Origin of the sequence: Dietzia sp. B32, from assembly GCF_024732245.1 — a bacterium.
Taxonomy (GTDB): Bacteria; Actinomycetota; Actinomycetes; order Mycobacteriales; family Mycobacteriaceae; genus Dietzia.
This window is the reverse complement of the sequence record NZ_CP093845.1, coordinates 2,640,553-2,658,616: the sequence shown is the minus strand read 5'-3', so window position 1 is coordinate 2,658,616 and position 18,064 is coordinate 2,640,553. Positions and strand designations below refer to the sequence as shown.

At 71.4% G+C, this 18,064-nt stretch carries 16 protein-coding genes, 1 tRNA gene and 1 other RNA gene; 16 read left to right on the top strand and 2 right to left on the bottom strand.

The features are described 5' to 3' along the window. Positions 1-18: 18 nt before the first annotated feature. An RNA gene (ffs, locus tag L8M95_RS12610) (signal recognition particle sRNA small type) lies at positions 19-113 on the bottom strand. Between the two features lie 119 nt (positions 114-232). On the opposite strand from ffs, the gene L8M95_RS12605 reads away from it, so the two are divergent. The 16 genes from L8M95_RS12605 (at position 233) to nuoN (ending at position 17,479) form a co-directional block, all read left to right on the top strand. Next, positions 233-320, top strand: a tRNA-Ser gene (locus L8M95_RS12605). A gap of 239 nt (positions 321-559) precedes the next feature. Beyond that, the gene (locus tag L8M95_RS12600; RefSeq protein ID WP_260486473.1) at positions 560-964 is read left to right on the top strand and encodes a hypothetical protein; all 405 of its coding nucleotides are present in this window, start codon (positions 560-562) and stop codon (positions 962-964) included. 228 nt (positions 965-1,192) lie between these two features. Continuing rightward, a complete protein-coding gene (locus L8M95_RS12595) occupies positions 1,193-1,552 on the top strand; it encodes an NADH-quinone oxidoreductase subunit A (RefSeq protein ID WP_067714630.1) in 360 nt (119 codons plus the stop codon). Positions 1,553-1,579: 27 nt separating this feature from the next. Continuing rightward, positions 1,580-2,134: an NADH-quinone oxidoreductase subunit B family protein gene (locus L8M95_RS12590; protein ID WP_067714633.1), complete on the top strand. Its 555-nt coding sequence runs from the start codon at positions 1,580-1,582 to the stop codon at positions 2,132-2,134. Then, the gene (locus L8M95_RS12585) at positions 2,131-2,886 is read left to right on the top strand and encodes an NADH-quinone oxidoreductase subunit C (protein WP_396118825.1); all 756 of its coding nucleotides are present in this window, start codon (positions 2,131-2,133) and stop codon (positions 2,884-2,886) included. The genes L8M95_RS12590 and L8M95_RS12585 overlap by 4 nt, the downstream gene beginning before the upstream one ends. Beyond that, a complete protein-coding gene (gene nuoD / locus L8M95_RS12580; protein WP_260486471.1) occupies positions 2,883-4,193 on the top strand; it encodes an NADH dehydrogenase (quinone) subunit D in 1,311 nt (436 codons plus the stop codon). Before L8M95_RS12585 ends, nuoD begins: the two co-directional genes overlap by 4 nt. Further along, positions 4,190-4,987, top strand: a complete 798-nt coding sequence (nuoE, locus tag L8M95_RS12575; RefSeq protein ID WP_260486470.1) for an NADH-quinone oxidoreductase subunit NuoE — start codon at positions 4,190-4,192, stop codon at positions 4,985-4,987. The genes nuoD and nuoE overlap by 4 nt, the downstream gene beginning before the upstream one ends. Before the next feature lies 1 nt (position 4,988). Then, positions 4,989-6,404: an NADH-quinone oxidoreductase subunit NuoF gene (gene nuoF / locus L8M95_RS12570; protein ID WP_260486469.1), complete on the top strand. Its 1,416-nt coding sequence runs from the start codon at positions 4,989-4,991 to the stop codon at positions 6,402-6,404. Next, complete coding sequence (locus L8M95_RS12565; protein ID WP_260486468.1) at positions 6,401-9,133, top strand: NADH-quinone oxidoreductase subunit G; 2,733 nt, start codon at positions 6,401-6,403, stop codon at positions 9,131-9,133. Before nuoF ends, L8M95_RS12565 begins: the two co-directional genes overlap by 4 nt. After that, positions 9,130-10,569: an NADH-quinone oxidoreductase subunit NuoH gene (nuoH, locus tag L8M95_RS12560; RefSeq protein ID WP_260486466.1), complete on the top strand. Its 1,440-nt coding sequence runs from the start codon at positions 9,130-9,132 to the stop codon at positions 10,567-10,569. Before L8M95_RS12565 ends, nuoH begins: the two co-directional genes overlap by 4 nt. 16 nt (positions 10,570-10,585) lie before the next feature. Further along, entirely contained in the window at positions 10,586-11,140 is a 555-nt protein-coding gene (gene nuoI / locus L8M95_RS12555; protein ID WP_260489251.1) for an NADH-quinone oxidoreductase subunit NuoI, read from the top strand. Next, positions 11,137-11,916 carry an NADH-quinone oxidoreductase subunit J gene (locus L8M95_RS12550; protein ID WP_260486465.1) on the top strand — a complete coding sequence of 260 codons (780 nt, stop codon included), beginning with the start codon at positions 11,137-11,139 and terminating at the stop codon, positions 11,914-11,916. The genes nuoI and L8M95_RS12550 overlap by 4 nt, the downstream gene beginning before the upstream one ends. Further along, positions 11,913-12,212: an NADH-quinone oxidoreductase subunit NuoK gene (gene nuoK, locus L8M95_RS12545; RefSeq protein ID WP_260486464.1), complete on the top strand. Its 300-nt coding sequence runs from the start codon at positions 11,913-11,915 to the stop codon at positions 12,210-12,212. The genes L8M95_RS12550 and nuoK overlap by 4 nt, the downstream gene beginning before the upstream one ends. A gap of 16 nt (positions 12,213-12,228) precedes the next feature. After that, positions 12,229-14,217 carry an NADH-quinone oxidoreductase subunit L gene (nuoL, locus tag L8M95_RS12540; RefSeq protein WP_260486462.1) on the top strand — a complete coding sequence of 663 codons (1,989 nt, stop codon included), beginning with the start codon at positions 12,229-12,231 and terminating at the stop codon, positions 14,215-14,217. Beyond that, on the top strand, positions 14,214-15,767 hold the full coding sequence (locus L8M95_RS12535; protein WP_260486461.1) for an NADH-quinone oxidoreductase subunit M: 1,554 nt from the start codon (positions 14,214-14,216) through the stop codon (positions 15,765-15,767). Before nuoL ends, L8M95_RS12535 begins: the two co-directional genes overlap by 4 nt. After that, positions 15,764-17,479, top strand: a complete 1,716-nt coding sequence (gene nuoN, locus L8M95_RS12530) for an NADH-quinone oxidoreductase subunit NuoN (protein WP_260486460.1) — start codon at positions 15,764-15,766, stop codon at positions 17,477-17,479. Before L8M95_RS12535 ends, nuoN begins: the two co-directional genes overlap by 4 nt. A gap of 177 nt (positions 17,480-17,656) precedes the next feature. On the opposite strand, the gene L8M95_RS12525 is transcribed toward nuoN, so the two are convergent. Then, complete coding sequence (locus tag L8M95_RS12525; RefSeq protein ID WP_260486459.1) at positions 17,657-18,013, bottom strand: 4a-hydroxytetrahydrobiopterin dehydratase; 357 nt, start codon at positions 18,011-18,013, stop codon at positions 17,657-17,659. Positions 18,014-18,064 lie beyond the last annotated feature (51 nt).

Genomic DNA, 18,064 nt, shown 5'->3' with positions numbered 1-18,064 from the left:
TAAGACATGTCCCAAGACATAAGGGGACCCCGCGCACCCGCCAGAGCCCGCTGACCCTTGCTGCCTTCCGGCCCTGGGGGAGTTCACAGGATGGACGCCGCGCGGGGTCCGGTTACGAGTCTAGCCGTGCCACCGCTCACGCCGCACCCCACCCACCGCCCGGACCCCCGACGCGGTCGCCCACGGCCCCGCGGTTTGCCTCCGCTTGCGCGTCCTGGGTATTCTCCTCCACGGAGGATTCGCCTAGTGGCCTATGGCGCTCGCCTGGAACGCGGGTTGGGGTTTATAGCCCCTCAGGGGTTCAAATCCCCTATCCTCCGCCGCAGACGCGGCCCGGAGCTCTCGAGCCCGGGCCGCGTCGCTCATTTCGGGCCAGCCTCGCCCGGAAACGCAGCCCCGCTCGGCGCCCCCGGCTTACGCGCCTCCTGTGTACGCCAAACGCCCACGTACGCGCCCTCTTTGGTCCATTCCGGCAGCGCAAGCCGGGCACCGCCGCGCAACCTCCGATTCTCGCCCATCCCGCCTCCTGCGGCCACCCGCCCTCGGTAGCATCGCGATCGTGACCGAGACCACAGGCCACGACGTCGCCCTGCGGGTGCTCGTCTACAGCCACGACGCCGCCACCCGTAGCCGCGTGGTGTCCGCTCTCGGCACCCGCCCGCACCCGGACCTGCCCCGGCTGACGTACCTCGAGGTCGCCACGGCCCCGGTCGCCCTCGAACACCTCGACGCCGGCGGGGTCGACCTGGCGATCCTCGACGGCGAGGCGACGCCCACCGGCGGACTCGGCATGGCCAAGCAGCTGCGGGACGAGCTCGACCACTGCCCACCGGTGCTGGTGCTCATCGGCCGGGCGGACGACCGCTGGCTCGCCGACTGGTCCCGCGCGGACGCCTCGGTTCCCCATCCGATCGATCCGCTGCGCCTGCGCGACGCCGTCACCGGACTCCTCGCCCCCGCCTGACGCCGACCCGACGCCTCACGAGCTGGACGGACACGCCGACTGCTCGAACCCCCGACATACGTCAACATGGTGTGAGTAGAGTCACACTCGCGGGCCGCACAATGCACGGCCCGCCGGGGAGGCGGTCGACCGGCACCCCACCAACGCCGGTCGCTCGAACCCCCTGCGGTTGCAGCAGAGGCCCGCCCACAGGCGGCTTCTCATCACAAGCGCGAGGAGTGACGCGTCGTGAACGAATACGTGCCGATCCTGGTCCTCGGGGCCCTGGCCGTCGCCTTCGCCGTCTTCTCCTCGGGCGTGTCCTCCTTCGCCGGGCCCAGCCGGTTCAACCGCGCCAAACTCGAGGCCTACGAGTGCGGCATCCAGCCCACGCCGCAACCGGCGGGGGGCGGCCGTTTCCCGGTGAAGTACTACCTCACCGCGATGCTGTTCATCATCTTCGGCATCGAGATCCTCTTCCTCTATCCGTGGGCCGTCCACTTCGATCAGCTCGGCGTCTTCGGGCTGGCCGCGATGGCCCTGTTCGTGTTCAACGTCTCCGTCGCCTACGCCTACGAGTGGCGCCGCGGCGGACTGAGCTGGGACTGACCCGGAACGCCGGAAAGGAGCGCCGAGATGGGACTCGAGGAGAAGGTGCCGGCCGGTTTCCTGCTGACCACGGTCGAGCAGCTGGCGGGCTACATGCGCAAGGGGTCGCTGTGGCCGGCGACGTTCGGGCTGGCGTGCTGCGCGATCGAGATGATGTCCACCAGCGGCGGCCGCTACGACCTGGCCCGCTTCGGCACGGAGGTCTTCCGCGCCTCCCCCCGGCAGGCCGATCTCATGATCGTGGCGGGCCGGGTGTCGCAGAAGATGGCACCGGTCCTGCGGCAGGTGTACGACCAGATGGCCGAACCCAAGTGGGTGCTGTCGATGGGCGTGTGCGCGTCGTCGGGCGGGATGTTCAACAACTACGCGATCGTGCAGGGCGTCGACCACATCGTGCCCGTCGACATCTACCTGCCCGGATGTCCGCCGCGGCCGGAGATGCTCATGCACGCGATCATCACGCTGCACGACAAGATCCAGAACATGCCGCTGGGCGCCAACCGGGCCGAGGCGATCCGGGCCGCCGAGCAAGCCGCGCTCGACCAGCGTCCGCTCATCCCCGTCGAGGGGATGTTCCGGTGACCGACACGACCCCCGACCGGGACCGCACCCCCGACCGCGGCCGCGCACCCGACGCGCCGAACACACCCGACCGCACGGACAACCCTGACGCGGACACCATCGGCGTGCGCCACGGCATGTTCGGGGTGCGGGGCTCCGGGGACACCTCCGGGTTCGGCGGCCTGGTGCGCCCGACGGAGATGCCCGGCAGCACCCCACCGCCCTATGAGGACGACGACGACGAGCTCCTGCGCGCGCTCGCCGCGGCCCTGCAGCAGCGGGGCGGACCGAGTTTTCAGGAGGCGGTGGAGAAGGTCGTGGTCCACTGCGGGCAACTCACCCTGCACGTGGGGCGGGAGCACCTACCGGCGGTGGCCCTGACCCTCCGGGATACCCCCGACCTGCGGTTCGAGATGTCGTTGGGCGCGAGCGGGGTGCACTACCCCGACGCCGCGGGCCGGGAGCTGCACGTGGTCTACCCGCTGCAGTCGATCACCCACAACCGACGCGTGATGCTCGAGACGTGGGCCCCGGACGCGGATCCGCACATCCCCACCCTGACCCGCGTGTATCCCACGACGGACTGGCACGAGCGGGAGACCTACGACTTCTTCGGCGTGATCTTCGACGGCCACCCGTCGCTGACGCGGATCGAGATGCCGGACGACTGGGAGGGCCACCCGCAGCGCAAGGACTACCCGCTGGGCGGGATCCCCGTGCAGTACAAGGGCGCCACCATCGCACCCCCGGACCAGCGGAGGGCGTACTCGTGAGCAGCCACCACGCGAACGGGGACCGCACGATCCTCACCGCCTCCGGGCAGGACTGGGACGCGATCAGCGAGGCCGCGCGCAACGCCGATGACGATCGCATCGTGGTCAACATGGGCCCGCAGCACCCGTCCACGCACGGTGTCCTGCGGCTGATCCTCGAGATCGAGGGCGAGACCGTGACGAAGGCCCAGTGCGGGATCGGTTACCTGCACACGGGGATCGAGAAGAACCTGGAATACCGCTACTGGACGCAGGGCGTCACGTTCGTCACCCGCATGGACTACCTGTCGCCGTTCTACAACGAGGTCGCCTTCTGCCTGGGCGTCGAGAAGCTGCTCGGGATCTCGGACCAGGTGCCGCCGAGGGCGTCGGTCATCCGGGTGATGCTCATGGAGCTCAACCGGATCTCCTCGCACATGGTGGCCCTCGCGACCGGCGCCCTGGAGCTGGGGGCGAGCACCCCGATGCTCTTCGGGTTCCGGGAGCGCGAGCTGGTCCTGGACGTGTTCGAGGTCATCACCGGCCTGCGGATGAACCACGCCTACATCCGGCCCGGCGGCGTGGTCCAGGACCTGCCGGACGACGCGGTGCCGAAGGTGCGTGAACTGCTCGAGGTGATGCCCGGGCGGATCCGCGAGATGGAGTTGCTGCTGCGCGAGAACCCCATCTGGAAGATGCGGCTGCAGGATGTGGGCTACCTGGACCTCACCGGGTGCATGGCCCTCGGCGTGACCGGCCCTGTCCTACGGGCGACGGGCCTGCCACACGACGTGCGCCGGTCCGACCCGTACTGCGGGTACGAGGACTACGAGTTCGACGTCATCACCGGCTCGGCGAGCGACTGCTACGACCGGTTCGTCATCCGGGTCGACGAGATGAAGGAGTCGCTGAAGATCGTCGAACAGTGCCTGGACCGGCTCGAACCCGGGCCGGTGATGGTCGACGACCCCAAGATCGCCTGGCCCGCCCAGCTCAAGGTGGGACCAGACGGACTGGGAAACTCCGCCGAGCACATCCGCAGGATCATGGACAGCTCCATGGAGGCGCTGATCCACCACTTCAAGCTCGTCACCGAGGGCTTTCCGGTCCCGCCGGGCCAGGTGTACGTGCCGGTGGAATCCCCGCGCGGCGAGCTGGGGGTGCACATGGTCTCCGACGGCGGGACCCGCCCGTACCGGGTGCACTACCGCGACCCGTCGTTCACCAATCTGCAGGCCGTGGCAGCGATGTGCGAGGGCGGGATGCTCTCCGATGTCATCGCCGCGGTCGCGAGCATCGACCCCGTGATGGGAGGGGTGGACCGATGAGCAGCGAGCCGGTGTTCCTGGAGTTCGGGCAGAAGCCCGACGAGCCGGGGGTGATCGTCCGGCCCGGGGCCCGGCGGCACTATCCCGACGCCGTCCTGGCGAGGCTGCGGGCCGACGCCGAGGTGATCATCGCCCGCTACCCGCAGGCCCGCTCGGCGTTGCTGCCACTCCTCCACCTCGTCCAGGCGGAGGACGGGCACCTCACGCCCGCCGGCATCGAGTTCTGCGCCCTCGCCGTCGGACTCACCTCCGCCGAGGTCATGGCCGTCGCCACGTTCTACTCGATGTACCGGCGCACGCCCACGGGCGACTACCTGGTCGGGGTGTGCACCAACACGCTGTGCGCGGTGATGGGCGGCGACGAGATCTACGCCGACCTGTGCGACCACCTGGGACTCGACGGGCCCGGCACCACCGACGACGGCCGCGTGACGCTGGAGCACATCGAGTGCAACGCGGCCTGCGACTACGCACCGGTGATGATGGTCAACTGGGAGTTCTTCGACGACCAGACCCCCGCCTCCGCCCGTCAGGTGGTGGACGACCTGCGGGCCGGCCGGACGGTGACCCCGACCCGCGGCGCACCGCTGTGCACGTTCCGCGAGACCTCCCGCATCCTCGCCGGTTTCCCCGATACCCGCCCCGGCGCGAACGACGGTGCCCCCGGCGACGCGACGCTGGTCGGGCTGCGGATCGCCCGCGACCACGACATGCACGCCCCCGCGGGGCCGGACGACTCCACCGAGCCGACCACCACCGAGCCGACCACCACCTCACCGGACGAGGAGGCCTGACATGCCGCTCGCGCCGTACCTCAGCCGCTACTGGGACGCCCCCGGGAGCTGGACCCTCGAGACCTACCTGGACAACGACGGTTACGTCGGGCTGCGCAACGCCCTGGCCACCGGGCCGGACGAGGTCATCTCCACCGTGCTCGACGCCGGCCTGCGCGGCCGCGGCGGCGCCGGGTTCCCCACCGGCCGCAAGTGGGGCTTCATCCCGCAGGAGACCGGCGCCGAGGGCGAGGCCGCCTCCGGCACCGAGGCCTCCGCCGCCGCCAAACCCCACTACCTGGTGGTCAACGCCGACGAGTCCGAGCCCGGCACCTGCAAGGACATGCCGCTCATGCTGGCCACCCCGCACGTGCTCATCGAGGGCATCATCATCGCCGCCTACGCCATCCGCGCCTCGCACGCGTTCATCTACCTGCGCGGCGAGGTCGTGCCCGTCCTGCGCCGATTGCAGACGGCGGTGGCCGAGGCATACGAAGCCGGATACCTCGGTCGCGACATCCTCGGCAGCGGGGTCGACCTCGAACTGGTGGTCCACGCGGGCGCCGGCGCGTACATCTGCGGCGAGGAGACGGCCCTGCTCGACTCACTCGAGGGCCGCCGCGGCCAGCCGCGCCTGCGGCCGCCGTTCCCCGCCGTCGCCGGCCTCTACGCCTGTCCGACGGTGGTGAACAACGTCGAATCCATCGCCAGTGTCCCGTCGATCCTCCAGCACGGTCCCGAGTGGTTCCGGTCGATGGGCTCGGAGAAGTCCCCCGGCTTCACGCTCTACTCGCTGTCCGGGCACGTCACCCGGCCCGGCCAGTACGAGGCGCCGCTCGGCATCACCCTGCGCGAACTGCTCGACCTGGCCGGCGGGATCCGGGAGGGCCACACCCTCAAGTTCTGGACCCCCGGTGGTTCCTCGACCCCGCTGCTCACCGACGCTCAACTCGACATGCCGCTCGACTACGAGGGCTGCGCCGCCGAGGGCACCATGCTCGGCACCAAGGCGCTGCAGATCTTCGACGACACCACCTGCGTCGTGCGGGCGGTGCTGCGGTGGACGGAGTTCTACGCGCACGAGTCGTGCGGCAAGTGCACGCCCTGCCGCGAGGGCACGTTCTGGCTCGAACAGATCATGAGGCGGCTCGAGGACGGCACGGCGACCTCCGGCGACCTGGACCGACTGCTCGACATCTCCGACAACATCGTCGGCAAGTCGTTCTGCGCCCTCGGCGACGCCGCGGCGACCCCGATCATCTCGTCGATCCGACTCTTCCGCGACGAGTACCTGGCACACATCCCCGACGGCTGCCCGTTCGACCACAGCCGCTCCACCATCTTCGCGCGCGCCGACCGTGCGGGGGCCGGCTCCCGGCGCCCGCCCGTGCGGCCGGCCCGCGGACCCTCATCGCGACCCGAGGAGGTGGCCCGATGACCTCGGCCCAGTCAGGCGTGCCCCGCTACGCCCGCGGCCCCGCCCAGGACCCGGAACACGACCGCGCCGATTCAAACCGCGCCGACGACCTCGTCACGCTCACCGTCGACGGCGTCGAGGTCTCCGTGCCGCCGGGCACGCTCATCATCCGCGCAGCCGAACGGATGGGCGTGCAGATCCCCCGCTTCTGCGACCATCCGCTGCTCGAGCCGGCCGGGGCGTGCCGCCAGTGCATCGTCGAGGTCGAGGGCGCCCCCAAACCCGTCACCTCGTGCACCACCCCGGTCACCCAGGACATGCAGGTGCGGACGCAGTTCACCTCCCCGGTCGCGGACAAGGCCCAGCGCGGGGTGATGGAGCTGCTGCTCATCAACCACCCGCTGGACTGCCCGGTGTGCGACAAGGGCGGCGAGTGCCCGCTGCAGAACCAGGCCCTGTCCAGTGGCCACGGGCACTCGCGGTTCACCGAGGTCAAGCGGACGTTCCCCAAACCGATCGCCATCTCGTCGCAGGTACTGCTCGACCGCGAACGCTGCGTCATGTGCGCCCGGTGCACCCGCTTCTCCGAGCAGATCGCCGGGGACCCGTTCATCGACCTCTTCGAGCGCGGGGCCCAGCAGCAGGTAGGGGTCTACGGCGACGAGCCCTTCGAGTCCTATTTCTCCGGTAACACGGTCCAGATCTGCCCGGTCGGCGCCCTCACCGGTGCGCAGTACCGCTTCCGCGCCCGTCCCTTCGACCTGGTCTCCAGTCCGGCGGTCTGCGAGCACTGCGCCAGCGGTTGCGGGCAGCGCACCGACCACCGACGCGGGAAGGTCCTGCGCCGCCTCGCCGGCGACGACCCCGAGGTCAACGAGGAGTGGAACTGCGACAAGGGCCGGTGGGCGTTCACCTACGCGACCCAGCGCGACCGCATCACCACCCCGATGGTCCGCGGCGAGGGCGGCGGGCTGGTCCCGGTCGCGTGGTCCACCGCCCTGGCGACCGCTGCCCAGGGGCTGGCCGCGGCGCGCGGACGGGCCGGGGTCCTCACCGGGGGCAGGCTCACCGCCGAGGACGCCTACGCGTACGCCAAGTTCGCCCGCACGGTGCTCGGCACGAACGACGTCGACTTCCGCGCCCGCCGACATTCGGCCGAGGAGGCGGACTTCCTGGCCGACCGGGTCGCCAGGCGCGGCCCGGGCGGAGGGTCGGAGCAGGGATCCGGCGGCGGGCCGGGTCAGGACAGCGGGCCGGGCCAGGGCGGCGAGGCCGTCACCTACGCCGACCTCGAGACCGCACCGGCGGTGCTGCTCGTGGGCTTCGACCCGGAGGAGGAGTCGCCGATCGTCTTCCTCCGCCTGCGCCGCGCCGCCCGCGACCACGGGGTGAAGGTCTTCTCGATCGCCCCCTTCGCGACGCCGGCCGTCCGCAAGACCCGCGCCGCCCTGCTGCCGACCGTCCCCGGGGCGGAGCCCGAGGTGCTGAACGCCCTCGCCGTCGTCCCTTCCGACCCCGGCGGCGCAGATCCCGACGGCGCAGACCCCGGCGGCGACGCGACTGCCAGCGGAACCGGGTCCTCCGCGACCACCGACCCCACCCGCGGCGCCCTGCCCTCGCTGCTGCGCGAGCCCGGCGCGATCATCCTCGTGGGCGAACGGCTCGGCGCGATCCCGGGCGGCCTGTCCGCCCTATGTGCGCTCGCGGACGCGACCGGCGCACGGCTGGCGTGGATTCCCCGGCGCGCGGGAGAGCGCGGGGCGCTCGAGACCGGGTGCCTGCCGGGACTGCTGCCCGGCGGCGCTCCCGTCACGGATGACGACGCCCGGCGGACCCTCGCCGAGCTGTGGCGCTGCGACGATCTGCCCACGACGCCCGGCCGGAGCACCGACGAGCAGCTGGCCGCGGCCGGATCGGGCGAGCTCGCGGCCCTGCTCATCGCCGGGGTCGAGGCCGCCGACCTGCCCGACCCGCGGGCCGCCCTGGCTGCGATCGACGCCGCCGGCTTCGTCGTGAGCCTCGAACTGCGGCGCAGCGAGATCACCGACCGCGCCGACGTCGTCCTGCCGGTCGCTGCAGTCGCCGAGAAGGCGGGCATGTTCGTGAACTGGGAGGGCCGGACCCGCCCCTTCGCCGCGGCCCTGACCGGTACCGACGCGCTGCCCGACCACCGGATCCTCAATGCCCTGGCGGAGGAGACCGGAGCATGGTTCGGCTTGGCGGACGTGGAGTCGGTGCGCCGCGAGATGCAGGCCGTCGGCCACGCACTCCGCCCCGCATCCGCGCACGCCGGCCCGCAGCCGCACGCCGGGATGGCGTCTCGCACCGACCGAAGCGCAGGCGAGACGCCCTCGTCAGGGGCGGCTGCGGATGGGAGGGCCTCGGCGGGGGCGGGCACGGGTGCGGCTGCGGGTCCGGAGCCCGGCGCCGGGCAGGCGGTCCTGGCCACGTGGCGGATGCTGCTCGACGACGGCCGAATGCAGGACGGGGAGCCGCACCTCGCCGGCACCGCCCGCCGCCCCGTGGCCCGCCTGTCGCCGGCGACCGCCCACGAACTCGGAGCCGTCGACGGCGACCCGGTGACCGTCTCCACCGACCGCGGGGCGATCTCCCTGCCGCTGGCCGTCACCGAGATGCCCGACCGCGTGGTGTGGGTGCCGCAGAATTCGCCCGGGTCCGCCGTGAACGCGACTCTCGCCGCCGGCGCGGGCGACGTGGTGTCCATCGCGGCCGGGGAGGTGGCGTCATGACCGGGGTCGCGGTGACCGGGGTCGCGGCGAACGGACCCGCCGTGCTCGCCGCCGCGGACCTGTCGACCACCGGTGCCGACCTCGCGGCCTTCGGCACGGACCCGTGGTGGCTGGTGTTGGCCAAGGTCCTCGCCGTCTTCGTGTTCCTCGTGGTGACCGTGCTCGCGGCCATCTACCTCGAACGCAAGGTCCTCGCGTGGATGCAGATGCGCATCGGACCCAACCGCGTCGGCCCCGCAGGGATCCTGCAGAGCCTGGCCGACGGCGTGAAGATCGCGCTCAAGGAGGGACTGATCCCGGCGGGGGTCGACAAGCCGATCTTCCTGCTCGCGCCGGTCATCGCGGTGATCCCGGCGTTCATGGCGTTCGCGGTCATCCCCTTCGGCCCCGTGGTCTCCGTCTTCGGCCACTCCACGCCGCTGCAGCTCACGGACTTGAACGTCGGCGTGCTCTACATCCTCGCCGTCACCTCGATCGGGGTGTACGGGATAGTGCTGGCCGGCTGGTCCTCCGGCTCGACCTACCCACTACTCGGTGGCCTGCGTTCCACCGCCCAGGTGATCAGCTACGAGATCGCCATGGCGCTGTCGTTCGTCGGGGTGTTCCTCTTCGCCGGGACCATGTCGACGTCGGGGATCGTCGCCGCCCAGTCCCAGGTGTGGTTCGTGTTCCTGCTGCTGCCCTCGTTCGTCATCTACGTCATCTCCATGGTCGGCGAGACCAACCGCGCCCCCTTCGACCTGCCCGAGGCCGAGGGCGAACTGGTGGGCGGGTTCCACACCGAGTACTCCTCGCTGCGCTTCGCGATGTTCATGCTGGCCGAGTACGTCAACATGACCACCGTCTCCGCGCTGGCGGCGACGCTGTTCCTCGGCGGCTGGCAGGCTCCGCTGCCGTTCTCGCTGATCGACGGCGCGGACTCCGGGTGGTGGGCGCTGCTGTGGTTCGTCGCCAAGGTGTGGACCTTCATGTTCCTGTTCATGTGGCTACGGGCGACCCTCCCGCGACTGCGCTACGACCAGTTCATGGCCTTCGGCTGGAAGGTGCTCATCCCCGTCTCCCTGGCCTGGGTGATGGCTGTGGCCACCATCCGGGTGATCGTGGGACCCGATTCGACGCTCCTCACGCCCGCCATGGTGATCGCGGGACTGGCCGCGGTGGCGGTCATCGTCGTCGTCCACCGGACCCGATCCCGGCGCGGCGGCCGGGCCACGCCCACCGACGGCGGCCCCCGTCCCGCGTCCGTCACTCGGGGCGCGCCCGTCGGCCCCACGTCCGTCGACCATGCGCCCTCCGACTCCGCTTCCTTCGACGCCGCGCCCTTCGACCCCACGGCCGGCGGGTTCCCCGTCCCGCCACTCCCCCACCAGCGCGCCGCGCTGAGCCGCTCCACTTCTGCAGACTCGCCCCCGAGTCAGGAGGCCCGCCATGCCTAGGAAGTCACGGTCCCGGGTGCCCGGGTTCCTCGAGCCTCTCGCCGGGTTCGGCGTGACGTTCGGAACCATGTTCCGCAAGGCCCACACCGAGCAGTATCCGGAGGAGAAGGTCCCCACCGCGCCCCGCTACCACGGGCGACACCAACTCAACCGCTACGCCGACGGGCTGGAGAAGTGCATCGGCTGCGAGCTGTGCGCATGGGCGTGCCCGGCGGACGCGATCTACGTCGAGGGCGCCGACAACACCGCCGAGGAGCGCTTCTCCCCCGGCGAACGCTACGGGCGTATCTACCAGATCAACTACCTGCGCTGCATCGGCTGCGGCCTGTGCGTGGAGGCCTGCCCGACCCGCGCGCTCACCATGACGAACGACTACGAGATGGCCGACGACAACCGCGCCGACTTCATCTACGAGAAGCACGATCTGCTGGGTCCGATGCTCGCCGGGATGGTGCCCGCCCCGCACGACATGTACCCGGGCGCCGACCACGCCGACTACTACCGCGGCGAGATCACCGGATCCGCGCCCGAGCAGGGTCGGCCGTACGAGCCCGGGGCGGGGGCCTCGTGAGCACCGGGGAATCCGTTCTGTTCTGGGTGCTGGCCATCATCGCCGTGGCGGGTGCTCTCGGCGTGGTCTCGGCGACCAAGGCCGTCTACTCGGCGCTGTGCCTGGCCGCGACCATGGTCTCGCTCGCCGTGCTGTACATCGCGCAGGGCGCCGTGTTCCTGGGCGTGGGCCAGATCGTCGTCTACACCGGCGCCGTGATGATGCTGTTCCTGTTCGTGGTGATGCTCATCGGCGTCGAGTCCTCGGACTCGCTGGTCGAGCGCATCCGCGGGCACCGGGTGGCGGCGATCGTCGCGGGTCTGGGGTTCGGCATCCTGCTGGCCACCGGGCTGGCCCGGGCGCAGCTGCCGCCGTTCGCCGGGTTCGCGCCGGGCTACTCCGACGTGCCGGCGCTGGCCGAGCTGCTGTTCTCCCGGCACGTGTGGGCGTTCGAGCTCACCGGGGTGCTGCTCATCATCGCCACCCTCGGCGCGATGGTCCTGGCGCACCGCGAGCGGTTCACCGGACGCCTCACCCAGCGGCAGATGTCGCAACAGCGCTTCCTCGACTGGCAGGCCGACGACACCGCCCGCGTGACCCCGCTGCCCAGCTCCGGCGTGTACGCGCGCCGCAACTCCGCCGACATGCCCGCCCGACTCCCCGACGGCACCGACGCCCCCGACTCCGTGAGCGAGGTGCTGCGTCGCCACGCCCGCGACACCGCAGCCCGCGACGCCGCAGCCAGGGACGAGCTAGAGGCCGGCGAGGGGCGCGGCGCGGACGGGAGGCGGTCATGAACCCGGAGTACTACCTGTACCTCTCGGCCGTGCTGTTCACCATCGGTGCGGCCGGGTTCCTGCTGCGGCGCAACGCGATCGTCGTGTTCATGTGCATCGAACTCATGCTCAACGCGACCAACCTCGCGCTGGTGGCGTTCGCGAGGATGCACGGCGACGTCACCGGCCAGCTCTTCGCCTTCTTCATCATGGTGGTGGCCGCCGCCGAGGTCGTGATCGGTCTCGCGATCATCATGGCCATCTACCGCTCCCGCCGATCGGCGTCCGTGGACGACGCCAGCCTGCTCAGGTATTAGGGGGACGACGACCGTGATGACGACGACGACAACGACCGCGGCCGCCCTCGCCCCCGCCGTCGCCGGGTCCGCGCTCTGGCTCATCCCCGCTCTGCCGCTGTTCGGCGCGGCGGTCCTGCTGCTGCTCGGCCGCCGCGCGGACGGGTGGGGCCACCTGCTCGGCTGCGCGACCGCGCTGGGCTCGTTCGCCGTGGCGGCATGGCAATTCGTCGCCATGACCGGCCGCGAGGCCGGGGACCGCGCCGCCGCCCAGACCCTGTTCACGTGGGTCTCGGTCGGCGATCTCACCGTGGACTTCGGTCTGCGTCTGGACGAGCTGTCCCTGGTGTTCGTCCTGCTCGTCACGGGCGTCGGCCTGCTCATCCACGTGTACTCGATCGGCTACATGGCGGCCGACCCGGCACGGCGGAAGTTCTTCGCGTACCTCAATCTGTTCCTCGCGGCGATGCTGGTGCTGGTGCTGGCGGACAACTTCCTGGGCCTCTACCTGGGCTGGGAGGGCGTGGGCCTGGTCTCGTACCTGCTCATCGGGTTCTGGCAGCACAAACCGTCCGCCGCCACCGCCGCCAAGAAGGCGTTCCTCGTCAACCGCGTCGGCGACATCGGGCTGGGCGTGGCGCTCATGGTCATGGTCACCCAGCTGGGCACACTGTCCTACGAGGGTGTGTTCTCCGCGATCGGAGGCGGGGCGGCGGGGGCCGGGGCCGACGGCGCGGCCGTGAGCCCCGGGCTCGTCACCGCGCTCGGCCTGCTGTTGCTGCTGGGCGCGTGCGCCAAGTCCGCCCAGGTGCCGCTGCAGTCCTGGCTCGGTGACGCGATGGAGGGCCCCACCCCGGTGTCGGCCCTCATCCACGCGGCCACCATGGTCACCGCGGGCGTGTACCTCATCACCCGTTCCAACCCCGTCTTCGACGCCGCCCCGGTGGCGCGGGCGGCGGTGATCGCGGTCGGCGCGGTGACGCTGCTGTTCGGCGCGGTGATCGGCTGCGCCAAGGACGACATCAAGAAGGTGCTCGCCGCCTCCACCATGAGTCAGGTCGGCTACATGGTCATGGCCGCCGGGTTCGGTCCCGCCGGATACGCGCTGGCGATCATGCACCTGCTCACCCACGGCTTCTTCAAGGCCGGGCTGTTCCTCGGCGCGGGCTCGGTGATGCACGGGATGAACGGCGAGGTCGACATGCGACGCTACGGCGCCCTACGCGCGGTCATGCCGATCACTTTTGCCACCTTCGGCCTCGGCTATCTGGCCATCATCGGCGTCCCGCCCTTCGCGGGTTTCTACTCCAAGGAGGGCATCATCTCCGCCGCCTTCGACGTGGGGAGCACCGCGGGTGCGGGTTCGGTCTCGGGGTCGCCGGTCGGCTACCTCCTGGGGGCGGTGGCCCTGCTCGGCGCGGGCCTGACCGCCTTCTACATGTCCCGCGTGATGATCCTGACCTTCTTCGGGCCCGGGCGCTGGGCCGACGACGCCCACCCCCACGAGTCGCCGGCGATCATGACGGCGCCGATGATCGCGATCGCCGTGGGATCGGTGTTCTCGGGCCTGCTGCTCGCCCTCGGCGGGCGCCTTCAGGACTGGCTCGCCCCGGTCGTCGGCGACCACCACCCGGACCACGTCCTGCCGGTGTGGCTGGTCACCGCCGCCTCACTCGTCGTGGTGGCCGCCGGCATCGCCCTCGCCGTGCACCGCTACGCCCGTAGCGAGATCCCGACCACCGCCCCCGCCGGCTCCGCACTCACCAGGGCCGCCCGGCGCGACCTCTACGCCGACGACCTCAACGAGAGGGTGTTCATGCGACCCGGCCAGGCGATGGTGGCAGGCACCGAGGTGCTCGACAGACGGGTCGTCGCCGGGGCGGCGACGGGCGTCGGCTCCGCCCTCGGGGAACTGTCCGCCCGGACGAGACTCCTGCAGTCCGGACTCACCCGCTCCTACGCGCTCTACATGCTGATCGGCGCCGTTCTGGTGCTGGCCGCGATGTTGGGTGGTGGCGCGCTGTGACCGGCCCCGGACTGCTCACCGCGCTGTGGCTCGTGCCCCTGGTCGGGGCCCTTCTCGTCGTCGTCCTCCCAACCAGCGCGCGCCGCGCGGCGAGACCCCTCGCACTGGGCACCTCGCTGATCGTCCTGGGGGTGGCGGTCGCACTGGCAGTCGGGTTCGACCCGGGCGGCGACACCCACCAGTTCGTCGAGTCGCGGCAGTGGATCCCCGCGTTCGGCGCGACGTACACGCTCGGGATCGACGGCGTGGCTCTCGTGCTGATGCTGCTCACCGCCGCACTCATGCCGCTGCTGCTGCTCGCCGGATGGCGCGACGCCGACGACTCCAGCGGCGCCACCTCGGACGGCCGGCGCGCACAGGCGTACCCCGCGCTCATGCTCGCGACGCAGGGCCTGGCGCTGGTGGCGTTCACCAGCCTCGACGTGCTGCTGTTCTACGTCGCGTTCGAGGCGATGCTCATCCCGCTGTACTTCCTCATCGGCGCGTTCGGGGACAGCGGCGCGGACCGGGCGCGGTCGGCCGTCCGGTTCCTCCTCTACAACCTGCTCGGCGGGCTGGTCATGCTCGCCGCGGTGCTCGGGCTCTACATGTACACCGACCGGGCCGGACTCGGGCCCGACGGCCGCGGCACGTTCGACTACCGCCTCATCACCGACGCCGTCGCCGACGGGCGACTGCAGATCCCGCCCGGCGCCATGCTGCTGCTGTTCGCCGGGTTCACACTCGCGTTCGCGATCAAGGCCCCCCTGTGGCCGTTCCACACGTGGCTGCCCGGCGCCGCCGTCACCGCGACCCCCGCCTCCGCCGTGCTCATGATGGCCGTGGTCGACAAGGTCGGCACCTTCGCGATGCTGCGCTACAGCCTGCCGCTGTTCCCCGAGGCCGCGGCCACCGCGACACCCGTGATGATGACGCTGGCGGTGATCAGCATCGTCTACGGCGGCATCATGGCGATCGCGCAGACCGACCTGCTGCGGCTCATCGCGTACGCGTCCATCTCCCACTTCGGGTTCATCGTGCTGGGCGTCTTCGCGGCGACCGAGCAGTCCGCGGCGGGATCCACGCTGTACATGGTCAACCACGGCATCGCCACAGCCGCGCTGTTCCTCGTGGCCGGTTTCCTCGTCCGACGACACCGGATCCGGGAGATCGGCTACTACGGCGGCGTGCAACAGGTGGCGCCCGTGCTCGCCGGGGTGTTCCTCATCGCCGGGCTCGCGACGCTCTCGCTTCCCGGTCTGGCGCCGTTCATCAGCGAATTCCTGGTGTTCGTCGGCACCTTCGCGGTGTACCCGGTCGCGGCCGTGCTCTCCACGGCGACGTTCGTCCTGGCCGCCGTCTACATCCTGTGGACCTACCAGCGCGTCATGGGCGGGCCCGTCCCGCCGGGCCTGCGGTCCACGCCCGACCTGTCGACGCGCGAACGCGTGGTGCTGGCCCCTCTGATCCTGGCGCTGATCGTGCTGGGCTTCTACCCGCAGCCGGCGCTCGACGTGATCGACCCGGCGGTCGCCGCGACCGTCGCCCACGTGGAAGGTGCCACCCGATGAGCCCGGACATCGCCTACTCCTCGCTCCTGCCGCTGCTCCTCGTGCTCGGCACGGCGATCGTCTCCGTCCTGGTCGAGGCATTCGCCCCCGCCCGGCACCGCTACGTCGTGCAGATGGTGCTGTACCTCGGCGGGCTCGTCGCGGCGCTGGTGACGGTGGTCCTGCTCGCCGGGACGCGGATCATCACCGCCGGCGGCGCCGTGGCCGTGGACGGTCCCACGCTGTTCCTGCAGGGGGCGACTGTCCTCGTGGCGATCGGGGCCGGACTGCTCATCAGTGAGCGCTCGCGAGCGGACACGGTGGCAGGGTCGGTCGGGGCGGGTGCTGGCGGGGCGGGCGCGGGCGGCGCCGGCTCGGCCGGTGCGCGCGCGGGTGCGTCCGGGGCATCGACTGCGTCGACCGAATCGGGCGCGGCGCCCGCTGCCCGTCGCCCCGTCCTCGCGGGCTTCGCCCCGCAGGCCGCGCTGGCCCCGGGCGGCGACGCCGAACGCGAGGCCGAGCGCGCCGGGGTCTCCCAGACCGAGGTGTTCCCGCTGGCCCTGTTCGCCACCGGCGGGCTCATGCTGTTCCCGGCGGCGAACGACCTCATCACCCTGTTCATCGCGCTCGAGGTGCTGTCCCTGCCGCTCTACGTGTTGTGCGGCATGGCGCGCCGTCGGCGGCTCCTCTCGCAGGAGGCCGCGGTGAAGTACTTCCTGCTCGGGTCGTTCTCCTCCGCGTTCTTCGCCTACGGGGCGGCGCTGATCTACGGCTACGCCGGGACCGTGGAGTTCCGCGGCATCGCGGCGGTCGTCGCTGCCGAGGGCGGCAGCTCGCTCGCGATGATCGGCGTGGCGATGATGTCGGTGGGCCTGCTGTTCAAGATCGGGGCGGTGCCGTTCCACACCTGGACCCCGGACGTCTACCAGGGCGCGCCCACCTCGATCACCGCGTTCATGGCCGCCGGGACCAAGCTCGCCGCGTTCGGTGCGATCCTGCGCTTCTTCTACACCGCCGTACCCCGCCTCGAAGCGGACTGGTCGCCCGTCCTCTGGGTGGTCGCGGCGCTGACGATGATCGTCGGCACGGTCGTCGGGGTCACCCAGAACGACGTCAAGCGCCTGCTGGCCTACTCCTCCGTCGCACACGCCGGATTCCTGCTCACCGGGGTGCTCGGCCCGCCGGGCGCAGGATCCACCGCGGTGCTGTTCTACCTCGCGGCGTATGCCGTGAGCACCGTCGGCGTCTTCGCCGTGGCGGGGCTGGTCCGTGCCCCGGACGGTGCCGAGGTGACCGACCTGCAGGCCTGGACCGGGCTCGGTCGTCGCCAGCCGCTCGTGGCGGGCGCGTTCGCGCTCCTGCTGCTCGCACTGGCAGGTATCCCGCTGACCAGCGGGTTCATCGCCAAATTCGCGGTGTTCTCCGCGGCGGTGGCCGGCGGCGCGGTGACCCTGGTGGTGATCGGCGTGCTCACGAGTGCGATCGCGGCCTCGTTCTACGTCCGCGTGATCGTGGTGATGTTCTTCCGCGACGCCGACCCCGTCGACGCCTCGGGGGCCGCGAGCTCGGGCGGGGTGGCCTTCGCCCACCGGCCCGTCACCTACGGCGTGGTGGCGGTGGCAGCCGTCGTGACCGTCCTGCTGGGGATCATGCCGCAGCCACTGCTGGACCTCGCCGCCGCGGCGGCCGCGTTCGCGGGCGTCGAGTTCGTGGGCGTCGAGTTCGTGGGGTAGCAGCCAATCGGCCGCCAGCCGGCCGCCAGCCACCCCATCGAAAAGAGCGTTCCGCACATATCGAGCGAGAGCGCGCGTGCGGAAGTGTCTTCTCGACGACTGCCGCCCGCTGCCCGCCCGCCTGCCCGCCTACCCGGCCAGCCGGCCAGCCGAGCCGAACCGACCGGCGTGGGCCGTCTACTCCCCCAGCCCCAGCGGGGTGGCGTCGAACTCGCCGGACAGTGCCGAGACCGACCGTGCCAGTCGGAGGTCGCGCCGGGTGACTCCGTCGACGTCGTGGCTGCGCAGGTCGAGGGTGACCTCGTCGTAGCTCCACAGCAGGTCGGGATGATGATTCTGCGAGTTGGCGGCCTGCCCGATCGCGGCGACCAGGTCGATGGCGGCCTGCGGCGTCTCGCACACGGCGGTGTAGGTCAGCGACCCCTCCGACAGGGCCCAGCCGGGCAGGTCGGCCAGACCTTCGGCGATCTGCTCCTCGGTCAGGCGGGTGGTGTCGTCGGCGTCGGGGCGTGCGTTGTCGGCATCTGCGCTCATGCCGTCCAGTCTGGCACCTCCCACCGCGGCCGGCACACGCCGCGCGCTACA